The sequence below is a fragment of the Acinetobacter sp. YH12145 genome (genome assembly GCF_013418335.1).
In the GTDB taxonomy this organism is placed as follows: Bacteria; Pseudomonadota; Gammaproteobacteria; order Pseudomonadales; family Moraxellaceae; genus Acinetobacter; species Acinetobacter amyesii.
Genome location: NZ_VPCE01000002.1, coordinates 215254 through 226915 on the forward strand (window position 1 = coordinate 215254; position 11662 = coordinate 226915).

The following is an 11662-nucleotide window of genomic DNA, read 5'->3' on the forward strand; positions in this document are numbered from 1 at the left end:
CCACTGTGGAGCTTAGAATCAAAACTCCACGTTGGTCAAAACCTTGGTTTAAGACAGCACGATATAAGGGTGCTCATGGGGGGCGTGGATCAGGTAAGTCACATTTTGTAGGTGAGCAGCTGGTAGAGGAATGCGTCATTGATAAAGATCTTCGCGCTGTATGTATTCGTGAGATTCAGAAATCGATTAAGTACTCAAGTAAGCAGCTTATTGAGGACAAGATTAAGGCTCTAGGCGTATCACATCTGTTTGATGTGCAACGTGACCTAATCAAGCGAAAGGGTGGTGAGGGAGTAATTCTTTTTCAGGGTATGCAAGACCACACAGCTGATTCAATCAAATCCCTTGAGGGTTTTAAGATAGCTTGGATTGAAGAAGCTAATAGGCTTTCAGCAAAATCCCTCAGACTATTACGTCCAACAATGCGTGCTGAGGGGTCACAAATTTGGGCGACATGGAACCCCGAATCGAAAGACGACCCTATAGATGATTTTCTACGTGGTGAGTTTGCACCTGAAGACTCCATCGTTATTGAAGTAAACATCAACAACAACCCATTTGCTCCGCAAACACTGTTGGACGAATACGAGGAAGATCGTAAGCGTGCAATTAGGATGCAGGCTGCAGGTGATGAAAATGCATGGCCTATGTTTGAGCATGTTTGGCATGGTGCTTACCTTGAATTTAGCCAGGCCATTATCTTCTCTGGTCGTTATGTGGTTGATGAGTTTGAACCTGATGCTGACTGGACAGAAGTGTACTACGGTTCCGATTGGGGGTTCTCACAAGATCCAACAACACTAAACCGTATTTTTATTCATGACGATATTCTCTATATACGTAATGAAGCTCATCAAGTGGGTTGTGAGATTGATCATCTTCCGAATCTTTTTGATGAAGTGCCGGGCGTACGTACTCACGAAATCAGAGCTGATAATTCGCGACCTGAAACTATTAGCTATATGAAACGCCAAGGTTTCAAGATTAAGGCAGCAGACAAATGGCCTGGATCTGTAGAAGACGGTGTGACGTATATGAAGAAATTCAAGCAAATCATTATTCACCCTGATTGCCCTGAAACAGCTAGAGAGTTCAAGTTGTATTCATACAAGGTCAATCGTGCAGGTGATGTACTGCCGGATATTTTGGATCTCAACAACCATCATATGGATGGTATTCGCTATGGCTTACAGCCATTGATTAAGGGTCGAAGCAGCAAAAAACCTGCTGGTGCAGGTAGTCGAACTTATTGATAAGGAAAACACATGGCAAAGTCTAAAAAAGACAAAGCGTCAAAGAAGGCTTTGTCTCTTGGCAACCTATACACTCAAGAAGCGGTAACGCGTTTTTTAGTTAATTTTGGCAAGCAACCAGATACCGATGAGGTGCTTCGTAAGGCTGGCATTACACGTCACAGATTACGCGTATTGCTAGATGATGATGAAGTTGCCCAGGCCGTTGAGACTCGCATAGATGCACTACTGGCTACACCGCTAAGAGTTGAACCAAGTGATACAGATGAGGCTGAAAAATTAACACTTGTTCTCAAAGAATGGTTTCATGAGATTGCAGCCGGTTCTTTGAATGCCTTGTTTTTTGGCTATTCGGTTCAAGAAGCTGTTTATGAACTTAAACCAGAGGGTTACATCGGCCTGGAATGGATTGGTGAAAAGCCAATGCAATGGTTTGAACCTAAAAATGATGGTCGACTAATTTACCGTCAGGAAGGGATTGCTAATGAGCAGGAGGTCGATCAAGTATTTAAATTCTTCTTAACGCGTCGTAAAGCTTCATATGAACAACCTTATGGAAAAGCATTGCTAGCAACACTGTATTGGCTATTTTTCTTTAAGCAGAATGGATTCAAATTTTGGGCTAAATTCTTAGAGCGGTTTGGTACGCCAATTCTTTTAGGTAAATGTAAAGATACCGAAACTGAAGACATGAATAGAGCATTATTAAATGCTCATGCTCAAAGTGTATTGTCGATCGATGCTGAAGACGATGTTCAGGTACTGGGTACATCTGGTGCGAGTGGTACTGCTGGAGCTGCGTTTGAGTCTTTCAATAATCAGCTTGTACGACAGATTCAAAAAGTCATCTTAGGGCAAACACTTACTAGTGGGACTGATGGTGTTGGTAGTAGGGCATTAGGTCAAGTCCATGAAAATGTAAGGATGGATAAACTCAAATCTGACATTCGACTGGTTACGCCTACTTTGCAAGCAGTGGTGAATGCGCTATGCGCTCTTAATGGTTGGGGTGCGTATGAGGTTATGCTCGGTGAAAAACCTAAACCACTCAATAAGGATCAAGCCGAGCGTGATGCTCATCTTAAGAATGCTGGTGCAAACCTAACGCCACAGTATTTTCAGCGTGAGTACGGGCTTCAGGATGGTGATATCGCTGAGTCAAACCAACCTTTTCTAAACACCCAATTCTCCGCTATACCCAAACGTGCATTTAGCTTTAAAGCCCAGGCCAATAAACTTTCTGCTGAACAGCTAGAAGTTGAGGAATTAACCGATGGCCAGAAGGATCTGCAGCTTTTAAGTAATGAGCAGATTAAGCAGCTTGTTGCTGAGTCTGATAGTCCTGAAGGCCTAGCATTCAATTTAATGCAGTTGATACCGTCTGTATCTGAGTCTCAGTTTAAGGCCAATTTAGATCAGGCTTTATATGCTGCAGATGTATTGGGGTATGCGACTGCGCAGGGTGGTAAGTGATGAATATGAAATGTAATTCGTGTCGCCGTGGCTTTATTGGCCGAAATGGTAATGGCTACTCGCCATGTAGTTGCAAAAAAGGTATTTATGCTACCCCGATGACTGCGATCGAGCATGAGGATTTTAAAGCGGCTATGGAAAAGGATTTACGTGAAAATCCTCTTTACTCTAAAAGAAATAGTATTGAGGCTATTCCTGATTTTGTGCCGCCACCCCCTTTGATTGCTTTGGATGATTCTGAATTTAAAATTATTCACCCATGGTTCTATCATGCCGCCATTTACTTTGTATTGGGTTTGATAGTTGGGATTGTGGGGTGCTTATATGCAACCGGTTACGTTCCTTGAGGCATTGCAGTACGCGCATGACAAAAAGATTGTGCTGCCTGATGAGTTTTACTCAATGGACTTAAAGACTCGGCAGATGGCGACAACTGTGAGCTTTCTATCGAGTCTAGAGCAAGTTGAGACAGTCATTAAGTCCTTGAATAAGACTTTGGCCAATGGTGGTACCTTCAATGACTTTCAAAAACTCATTGCTGAATCAGAGATTATTCTACCTAAGCATTATCTAGATACTGTATTTCGCACTAATATCCAAAGTGCTTATGGTCACGGGCGATGGCAGCAGCAGAATCGAAATAAAGCCAAGCGTCCTTACCTGATGTATTCGGCGATCGATGATAGTCGTGTACGTCCTGCACATTTGGCATTGAATCGAATTGTCTTACCAATTGATCACCCATTTTGGCTGACTCATTACCCGCCGTTGGGATTCCGTTGTCGCTGTATTGTTATCGCACTCACAGAGGCTCAGGCACTCAAATACGGTATTACACCGGATGATAAGTTGCCAGAAGTTGCTGAGGCATTGGACTGGTCATCTCATCCATTGCAGTTTGGTGATCTAGAGGCATTGGTAGATAAAAAGATCAATGTGTCAGTGCTGGATAAGGAATACCTGCTCGAGCAGAAAGAAGTCATCAAGGCTGAATGGACTGCATCGAAAAAGCTTACGAGCCTATTTGCTCCTATGGATGATAAGACTCGGGACCTATTCGATACGGTGGCCAAAACCGTTATTCCATTAGATCCATCGATTCGACCAAGTGCTATTCGTACTTTCTTGGACTATGTGCAAGGCAATGACCAGGCCATTAAAGGCTATTTGAATAGCAAAGCTATTTCTAAGGCTGACCAAGTGCTTAAGCAGTGGTTGGTTCAGGATATAGAAGCGATTCATGCTGTTGCTAAAAACACTGCTGAAGTTGTTACCGGCACAACCACACTGGCTTACGCAGCTTCACTTGAAGTGGGTAAGGTGGTGACTCTAGATGCGCCGATGCTTTTAGCAGGTCAGTCAAACATCATGATTCGGATTGAAAATGCGAGTGGCCTGGGGATTGATCTTGAAAAGTTGAATGCTGGTGAAGGAGTCTTGTTGCCTTTGGGGGGCTCTTTTGAAGTTGTTTCGATAGAGATGGTTGAGGGGGTGATGGTTTATAAATTGAGAACTTTAATGAACTGATTATATGTATTAGATTAAGGCACCATTTTTTATTAAAAATAATATGGAACTTATTTTAAAAACACTAACAGTACTTGCTTCGATTATTGGCCCTTTAGTAATTGCCTTTTGGAACAATCGTCATTTATCAAGGAAACACACAAAAGATGAATTTGAGGAAGATGTAAAAATTGCTGAAAGATTTGAGGAAATTCATCAATTGAAAACTTCTCATTTAGTTAAGGATCGACTTGCTCAGCAATTATTTATGACCAAGAAAATCACCTACTTTGAGGTCTTATTTTTTTATCAGTACAGTGATATGGAACGATGGATTAATGATTACATTCGATGCAAAGACAAAGTGAAGTTAATCCAAAATAGTAATGGCAAGATAATTAAAATTCACCATCCTCATTCCAGATTAAAGGTATTCGGTTTTTCTGTTGGTTATGTTGTATTTGCAATTTTAGCTCTACTACCGTTTCTGTTTATCAATTCGTTTATTGAAATCTATGAAAGTCAGATGGCTTCGAAGCAATATTTAATTATTTTCAATATGTTTGCATGGCCAATTCTATCTGCAATGCTTGCCATAATTTTACTAATTGAAGGAGCCCAATACAATGAAATCAAACGTTTCATAGACAAGTTCGAGAGTAATGCAATTAAGGTTTAATAGAGAATTACACAAAGCCGCCCACGAGGGCGGTTTTTTTATGGAGCATGAAAATGCCAGATCCAAGTGAAGAGCGATTGAAGTATCTATTCAATGCTGCAGCTATTGAAGTCCCGAAGGCTGAAGAGGGGCAAAAACGAAAATTTAACGGCACTGCTTATGCTGGTGGTCGTGTAGATGGACATTGGTATTGGGGCCGTTCTGGTGTGGTCTTTGATCTTGATGGGATTGAGATTGATAAGCCAGCAGCCTTACTTGAAGAACACTTTAGCTCAAGTCGAATTGGTGTTGTTCAGACGGTAGATACAAACGGAAAGATTGATGTTTCAGGCGATTTTCTTACGAATGCTAAGGCGCAGGAAATCGTTCAGGACTCTGATGATGGCTTTCCATTCCAGATGTCAATGATGATTGATCCTGGATCTATTGAAGAAGTCTCACAAGGCAAGACAGTCACTGTGAATGGTCAAGTATTTGAAGGTCCTATCACAATCTTCCGTCAAAACCGCATTCGCGAGTTCACGATCTGTTCCACTGGGGCTGATCGTAATACCTCAATCAAAGCCTTTTCGGGCAAAGCTAACCCAAACCCAACCAAAGAGGACACAGACGTGACCGAATTAGAACAAACCCAGGCCAAATTAAAGCAGGCTGAAACAGATCGTGATGCTGCTCAGGCCGAACTTAAGAAGTTCAAAGCTGATAAGCGTGAAGAAGACATCAAGTCGCTTGAAACAGCAATGAATAAACAATTCAGTGCTGAAGAAAAGAAATCCTATACCGAAATGGATGATGCAGCTTTTGCATTTATGTCGCAGCAGTTAAAGCAATTCTCTGCTGGTAATCAACCACCAGCTGGTCAGCAACAACAGCAAAATACTACGGTGCCGCCGCAATTTGCACACTTATTCACTCATCAGGCGAATAGCAATCAAAGTGGGCAACAAAGCCAAGGCGATCAGCAAGGTACAGCCTTAGACCATGCGTTTAACCAATTTGCTGCAGCACAACAAGGAGCAAAAAATTAATGGGCACAATTACTCAAACAATCACCACTACACAGCTTGTAGTCGGTGATGGTGTACGTACGGAAAATGCCAAAGTAAAAACGGCGACTGCATATAAACGCGGTGATTTGTTGAAGGTGGCTACAAACAACCTTGCAGATCACCCCGTGGTAACAGAAGGTGCGGTTGGTGATTGGAATGCCATTGCCAATACAGATATGACTGTGGAGCAGGCTACTTATCATGCGGCCAATGGCCTGGAAATGCCAATTTACGTACAGGGTGCTTTTGATATTGCTGTGGTAACTGTGAACGGTACGCCGTTAACGGAAGCTCAATATGATGCGGTACGTGCCCAGGCCTTAATTAACAAAATTGAACTTCGTAAAGTCGTGGGGAAATAATCAATGAGTCAAACTTTTACATTTCAGAACGCACCGGTTGAACTACTGGATGTACCTCAGTTGGTGTTATTAACGGATACTACTCAGAAGGTAGACACGTGGTTAATGGATCGCTTCTTTCCTCAACGTGTCTCGTACACCAAAAAAGAAGTTCCTGTAGGTGAGTTAAATACAGCAACGCCGCTCGCGCCATTCGTGACACCAACAGCTGCTGGTCGCCAAATTAAAGTCGGTGAATCTGGCAACGTGAAATTTGTTAAACCGGCTTATTTAAAGCCGATGATGACGGTCATGCCAAGTGATGTGCAAAATACTGCGCTAATCACTCAACTGCGTAAATTTGGTGTCATTGCAACAGGTTCAAACCGTTTAAGCGATGCAGATCTTCTATTGATTGATCAGGCTCAAAAGGCTTTATACCTGCGCCAGTCCATTGAAAATCGAAAGTTGCTGATTGCTCGTGATGTATTGCTCTATGGTAAGACAACATTCGCTTCTGCTGACTTCCCAATGTACCAAGTCGATTACGAACGTAACGCAGCCTGTACTTTTGCACCATTAATCAAATGGGGGCAAGTGGGCGCGACACCTGTAAAAGATATCCAAACCATGATTGATCTATCTGTAGAACATTCAGGTACGTCTCCAAACATGGCACTGACCACATCGAAGGTCTACAACACACTAATCAAAGATCCTGAGTTCAAGGAGAAGTTCATTGCGCCTTATGCAGGCATTAGCGTTCCTCTTACCCCAACGTTTGATCAAATCGATAAGCCACAATTCCGTGGTACGGTCGACAACATTGAAATTTGGACGTATGACGTTCAACACAGTATTGGTGGCGGTACACCGGAACGTTTTATTCCGGAAGATTTCTTCGGTCTAATCTCAGATGCTAATGGGTGGATTGCTCACTGCGCTATCCAAAACGTAGAAGCTTTTGGCCAAGCTTTAGAGTTCTATCTAAGCCAATGGCAAGAAAAGAACCCTTCAAGCATTCAAATGCTTGCAGAATCATCTCCTCTAGCGATTCCAAACAATAAGAATGGCCTGGTAGGCGGTCGCGGGTTCGTATAAGGAAATTATTATGACGAAGTACATTGCAAAGCAGTCGCTTGGACACTTTCGTCCTGGCCAAGAAATCACGGGGCTTGAAGCTAAACAACTTCAGGCCCTTTTAGCATCTGGGGTTATTGAAGAAGAAAAAGCTCCAGACGAACCTAAGGCTGATGGTTCAGCCGCTCGCTTAGCTGAGCTTGAAAAAGCCAATACTGATCTTCTTACAGCAAATAAGCTGATGACTGATGAAAAGGTCAAATCAGATCAGGAGAATGGTGAGCTTAAAGCGAAGGTTGCAGAGCTTGAAAAAGCATTGGCTGCATCTGACGCTGCCCTGAAAAAGGCAACTGCCGACGCGAAGAAGGCTGCTGCAGAAGCCAAGTAGGTGATCTATGTATGCGACTAAATCTGACTTGGTAGCGCGGTTCGGTGGTGAGTTGGAGCAATTGTTAATGATGCTACCCAATGTCACTGCTGTAGAAGATGCAATTCAAGACGCGACAGAGGAAATTAACGGTCACATAGGTGGTCGTTATTCTTTGCCGCTACCTAACGTGCCAAGTAACTTGAAACGTATGGCATGTGATATTGCACGCTATCGCTTGTATTTCCAGCAACCAACTGAAGAAGTCCGAAAGCGCTATGAGGATGCAATCTCATTCTTAAAGCGCTTGGCTGAAAACAAGGCACATTTACAGATCCAGTCTGAGGAATCGGACGAGATTATTGATGATGAGCCTACAAAGAAGCCAAGTACTTTACCTATCGGTAGTACTTATCGTGGTGGGGTATTTGGTGACGATGTCTTAAATATGATGCCTAGCATCAAGTGAGGCTGATATGGCGTTTGCAATCAAGATTGATTCAAATAGTTCAGCAATTGAGGCGGTAATGAGTCAATTGCTGGATATTGATGCTGAAAAAGCTCGACTTTATGAAGACATTGGCCTGGCATTAACAACCAGTGTTCAAGAAAGATTCATTGGTGGGTTTGATGTTGATGGTAACCCATGGAAGATATCTTGGCGTGCAAGCATGCAGGGAAGAGAGGGTATGCAAGGTGGTCAAACGCTACGTGATACTGGGCGCTTGATGAATTCTTACACATACAACGTTCTTTCGAATGGTGTTGAGGTTGGGACAAACGTCTTTTATGCGCCATACCTTCACTTCGGTGCTACGATTCTGCCAAAGACAAGCCAATACATTACCTTTGCTGTTGGTGGTCAATACAGAAAAGTAAAACAGGTGGTTAATCCTCCAAGGACACAATTAGGTATCAATTCTGCAGATGAAGAAATGATCCTAAATATCGTAGGAAGTTTTATAGATGAGTACCTTCTTCGCGGTACGTGATGAGATTGCTGAAAAACTGAAAGAAATTTCAGAATTTAAGCAGATTTATACCCCGCTAAATTCAGTAGTGGTCACAGAAATGTCGCAGGTCACTCCATCGGCGCATATCAACTTTGTACGTATAGATAAGAAAGCCAGCGCGGGTAAAGGGCGTATTAATCAGATAGGTCAACAGTGGGCTGTGACAGTGGCGTGTCGCAATGCCCAGTCGCAGCAGAATGATGGTCGGGCAGTCAGTGATGAAGCAGGGCTATTAACTGAAAAAGTAATTCAACTTCTTTCGGGGTGGAAGCCGCAGTCTTCTCGTAATGAATTAGATCTGATTTCTGTTCGTGATGGATATAGTGCTGGCTTTGCGTACATCACCATTATTTTTGAATCACAAAAATTTATTTAGGAGTAAGCCATGAGTGGCTATGATTTTTTATCCCTGCAAGGGGCATCATTTTTAGCACGCAATGTTCCGGGCGGCGCTAAAGTTTTACGTGAGTTGGGAAACCAAACTGACGTTGAAGTTGGAATCTCATCAGAGACGTACGCTCGTTATGAAACAAAAACAGGTAAGCGCCAAAAAGTTGGCGAGTGGACCAAGACTCGCGATGTATCTCTATCAATCACCATGGATGAGCAAAAACCTGAAGATATTGCATTAGCATTTCAGGCGGAAATTAAGCCAATTACATCAACACCAGTTCAGGATGTGTCTTTAGGTCCAGACCTAAAAGCTGGCGATGAGATTAAGTTGGAAGGATTTAATATTTCCGATGTAATGGTTAGTGATTCCAAACTAGATGTTCCGACTGAGCTTACCGAGGGTACGCATTACTCTGTAGATAAAGAGTATGGAACGATTAAGATCTTAGATTTAGACGGTATTACTCAACCACTTGTTGTCGACTACACGACGGGTGAAGCAAAAGCAACCGTGCTTTTCTCATTGCCAGACGATGCTGAGTATTACTATTTATTCAAAGGTATTAACTCAATTAATGATAAACGTCTGTCACTCGAACTGTGGCGCTTTAAGCCGGCTGTTGACGGTAGTATGAATTTCATCAACGAAGAAACTGGTGAAATCGCTATTAATGGCTCGGCCTTAGCTGACGTTGTGCGCCAAGAAGATGAAAAGTTAGGTGGCTTCGGTCGAATTGTATACTTAGACTAACAAACTCAGGCACAAAGAACTCCACGGCGCATAAGCGTCTTTTTTTGTGCCTGAATTCTAGAGATTCAATCATGAATGATTTCTTTTTAGCGAATAATCGCTCGATCACAATTAAAGTGCTTGGCAATGATGTGGAAGTGAAGCAGCTGCAGATGCAAAACTTTGATATCTGGTCACCGATTGCATCAGTTATTCGTGACAGACTAAAGCAAAGTGATTATTCAGATTTAATCGGCGCAGGCCTGGTTAAAGATTATGGCGCGCATGTATTTCAACTTTGCTCAATGTGTACAAACACTGAAATAGAGACGCTATTAGATCTCGCTGAATCAGATCCGTTGGAGTTTAGCCATCTTCTTAAACATGTGATCGAAGTAAATGGTGCATATTTCAATGAAGACGTTAAGCCAGGCCCTAAAATTCGTAAGAAGAAAGGTGGTGTTGAACAAACTTGGTTTGATTCATTCCAGTACTTGATAGCATATGGCCATAGACAAGACGATATTCTGCAAATGTCCTATGGGGCTTTTATTGGCTACTTAAAAGCGGCTGAAAAGTATCAACGCAACCGAGGCAAGTTTGATTCAAATATAATTCGAGCAGCGCAACATGCCGATAAAAAAGGCTTTACAGCATTCCAGGTTGAGCTAAGTAAACATTGAGGTAAGTTACGGTTTTCACTTAATATGTGCCTAAATAATATTAGTTTAAGCGGTCAAGGGGAATTGGATTATGGCTACTAAAGTGGCACAGCAAATGATGCTTTGTAAAACATGTGGTAACCAAAATTTCATTAAAAAACGCCAAAGAAATTAGCTGGTTAATGTATTTATTTAATATTATCTTTTTTAAAGCTCGTATTTGGTTGTTTATATAGTCGTTAACATTCTTTTGGCATATTATTGCAAAACCTGCCTACGCTGTTGCAAATAGATGGGTTTATTCTCACTGCGGTAAATAAAAAAAATATTGCAGTTTGTATATGATTTTCGGCGACTTATCTAATATTTATAAGTAGTACTTTAACACTTTGAGTTAAGCAAAATACTTTGCTGAAGATGATGAATGCTACAATTAAAAATATTCCACAATTTCTGGCAAAGAGCTCAATATGTGGCTATTGATTACTATCTTATTATTAATAGCAATTACATTTTTTGTTATGGTGAACTCTAACGAAAATTTTAAGCTATCAGGTAAATTTAAACACATTAAAAAAGATAAATTTCAGCACAAAATTTTAGACAGCAATATTTATCAAGATTCCTTCATTGAAATTATTGGCCCAAAATTAGGTGAATCTGTAGAAGTAGTCGTAACTGCATTTTTGATTCAGGATCTTAATAATCAAGATAGGGAATATGCAATTATGGTTTTGGTAAATGACATCAAACTAGGGTATTTGTCAGACGAGGATGCTGTTAAATTTAAAAAATTATTAAAGTTAAGTAATCTTTCAGAAAAATCTGGAATTAATGTACAAGCTCTAATTTATGGTGATTGGGGCATAGGGGGAGAGAATGATGACTTTAAAATTAATTTAAATATTTCCAAGGATCTGAGTGATTCTGAAATTATCTAAAACAAACCGACCCAATAAGTTCTGGTTTTTATATCTAAATCTAAAAACACTCTATACAGGGACAAGACCTAAATGAATTCTTTGGCCCAAAGCGTTTGCAGCACTTGTGAGTGTGGTCAGCGTAACGCTAGTGTCATCCTGATCAAGTAGGCGGTATAAGGATGCGCGACTAGTG

15 protein-coding genes are annotated in these 11662 nt (G+C 41.5%); all 15 read left to right on the plus strand.

The genetic code is table 11. The annotated features are described in order from the left end of the window. Window positions 1-5: 5 nt before the first annotated feature. Complete coding sequence (locus FTU80_RS02290; protein WP_180084061.1) at window positions 6-1253, plus strand: PBSX family phage terminase large subunit; 1248 nt, start codon at window positions 6-8, stop codon at window positions 1251-1253. Between the two features lie 12 nt (window positions 1254-1265). Next, window positions 1266-2726 (plus strand): DUF935 family protein, encoded by a 1461-nt coding sequence (locus FTU80_RS02295; RefSeq protein WP_180084063.1) that lies wholly within the window; start codon window positions 1266-1268, stop codon window positions 2724-2726. Next, window positions 2726-3073 (plus strand): hypothetical protein, encoded by a 348-nt coding sequence (locus FTU80_RS02300; protein ID WP_180084065.1) that lies wholly within the window; start codon window positions 2726-2728, stop codon window positions 3071-3073. Before FTU80_RS02295 ends, FTU80_RS02300 begins: the two co-directional genes overlap by 1 nt. Further along, window positions 3051-4253, plus strand: a complete 1203-nt coding sequence (locus tag FTU80_RS02305) for a phage minor head protein (protein WP_180084067.1) — start codon at window positions 3051-3053, stop codon at window positions 4251-4253. Before FTU80_RS02300 ends, FTU80_RS02305 begins: the two co-directional genes overlap by 23 nt. A gap of 43 nt (window positions 4254-4296) precedes the next feature. Further along, window positions 4297-4911, plus strand: coding sequence for a hypothetical protein (locus tag FTU80_RS02310; protein WP_180084069.1), 615 nt, complete (start codon window positions 4297-4299; stop codon window positions 4909-4911). Window positions 4912-4964: 53 nt separating this feature from the next. Continuing rightward, a complete protein-coding gene (locus tag FTU80_RS02315; protein ID WP_180084071.1) occupies window positions 4965-5939 on the plus strand; it encodes a hypothetical protein in 975 nt (324 codons plus the stop codon). Further along, window positions 5939-6322 carry a hypothetical protein gene (locus FTU80_RS02320; RefSeq protein WP_180084073.1) on the plus strand — a complete coding sequence of 128 codons (384 nt, stop codon included), beginning with the start codon at window positions 5939-5941 and terminating at the stop codon, window positions 6320-6322. Before FTU80_RS02315 ends, FTU80_RS02320 begins: the two co-directional genes overlap by 1 nt. Before the next feature lie 3 nt (window positions 6323-6325). Continuing rightward, window positions 6326-7402, plus strand: coding sequence for a major capsid protein (locus FTU80_RS02325; RefSeq protein ID WP_180084075.1), 1077 nt, complete (start codon window positions 6326-6328; stop codon window positions 7400-7402). Between the two features lie 10 nt (window positions 7403-7412). Continuing rightward, on the plus strand, window positions 7413-7769 hold the full coding sequence (locus tag FTU80_RS02330) for a hypothetical protein (RefSeq protein ID WP_180084077.1): 357 nt from the start codon (window positions 7413-7415) through the stop codon (window positions 7767-7769). Between the two features lie 7 nt (window positions 7770-7776). Then, window positions 7777-8217, plus strand: coding sequence for a gp436 family protein (locus FTU80_RS02335; protein ID WP_180084079.1), 441 nt, complete (start codon window positions 7777-7779; stop codon window positions 8215-8217). Window positions 8218-8224: 7 nt separating this feature from the next. Beyond that, window positions 8225-8740, plus strand: a complete 516-nt coding sequence (locus FTU80_RS02340; protein WP_078193407.1) for a phage virion morphogenesis protein — start codon at window positions 8225-8227, stop codon at window positions 8738-8740. Further along, on the plus strand, window positions 8715-9137 hold the full coding sequence (locus FTU80_RS02345; RefSeq protein WP_180084081.1) for a hypothetical protein: 423 nt from the start codon (window positions 8715-8717) through the stop codon (window positions 9135-9137). Before FTU80_RS02340 ends, FTU80_RS02345 begins: the two co-directional genes overlap by 26 nt. Window positions 9138-9146: 9 nt before the next feature. Then, window positions 9147-9905, plus strand: coding sequence for a hypothetical protein (locus tag FTU80_RS02350; protein ID WP_180084083.1), 759 nt, complete (start codon window positions 9147-9149; stop codon window positions 9903-9905). A 71-nt stretch (window positions 9906-9976) separates the two neighbouring features. Further along, window positions 9977-10567 carry a hypothetical protein gene (locus FTU80_RS02355; RefSeq protein ID WP_180084085.1) on the plus strand — a complete coding sequence of 197 codons (591 nt, stop codon included), beginning with the start codon at window positions 9977-9979 and terminating at the stop codon, window positions 10565-10567. A 449-nt stretch (window positions 10568-11016) separates the two neighbouring features. Next, entirely contained in the window at window positions 11017-11487 is a 471-nt protein-coding gene (locus FTU80_RS02360; protein WP_180084087.1) for a hypothetical protein, read from the plus strand. The last annotated feature ends 175 nt before the right edge of the window (window positions 11488-11662 follow it).

Bases quoted from the DNA above. Each gene is read 5' to 3' on its own strand.
- FTU80_RS02325 (WP_180084075.1), top strand. From the start codon at position 6,326: ATGAGTCAAACTTTTACATTTCAGAACGCACCGGTTGAACTACTGGAT.
- FTU80_RS02340 (WP_078193407.1), top strand. From the start codon at position 8,225: ATGGCGTTTGCAATCAAGATTGATTCAAATAGTTCAGCAATTGAGGCG.
- FTU80_RS02335 (WP_180084079.1), top strand. From the start codon at position 7,777: ATGTATGCGACTAAATCTGACTTGGTAGCGCGGTTCGGTGGTGAGTTG.
- FTU80_RS02350 (WP_180084083.1), top strand. From the start codon at position 9,147: ATGAGTGGCTATGATTTTTTATCCCTGCAAGGGGCATCATTTTTAGCA.
- FTU80_RS02315 (WP_180084071.1), top strand. From the start codon at position 4,965: ATGCCAGATCCAAGTGAAGAGCGATTGAAGTATCTATTCAATGCTGCA.
- FTU80_RS02320 (WP_180084073.1), top strand. From the start codon at position 5,939: ATGGGCACAATTACTCAAACAATCACCACTACACAGCTTGTAGTCGGT.
- FTU80_RS02295 (WP_180084063.1), top strand. From the start codon at position 1,266: ATGGCAAAGTCTAAAAAAGACAAAGCGTCAAAGAAGGCTTTGTCTCTT.
- FTU80_RS02330 (WP_180084077.1), top strand. From the start codon at position 7,413: ATGACGAAGTACATTGCAAAGCAGTCGCTTGGACACTTTCGTCCTGGC.
- FTU80_RS02355 (WP_180084085.1), top strand. From the start codon at position 9,977: ATGAATGATTTCTTTTTAGCGAATAATCGCTCGATCACAATTAAAGTG.
- FTU80_RS02345 (WP_180084081.1), top strand. From the start codon at position 8,715: ATGAGTACCTTCTTCGCGGTACGTGATGAGATTGCTGAAAAACTGAAA.
- FTU80_RS02310 (WP_180084069.1), top strand. From the start codon at position 4,297: ATGGAACTTATTTTAAAAACACTAACAGTACTTGCTTCGATTATTGGC.
- FTU80_RS02360 (WP_180084087.1), top strand. From the start codon at position 11,017: ATGTGGCTATTGATTACTATCTTATTATTAATAGCAATTACATTTTTT.
- FTU80_RS02305 (WP_180084067.1), top strand. From the start codon at position 3,051: ATGCAACCGGTTACGTTCCTTGAGGCATTGCAGTACGCGCATGACAAA.
- FTU80_RS02300 (WP_180084065.1), top strand. From the start codon at position 2,726: ATGAATATGAAATGTAATTCGTGTCGCCGTGGCTTTATTGGCCGAAAT.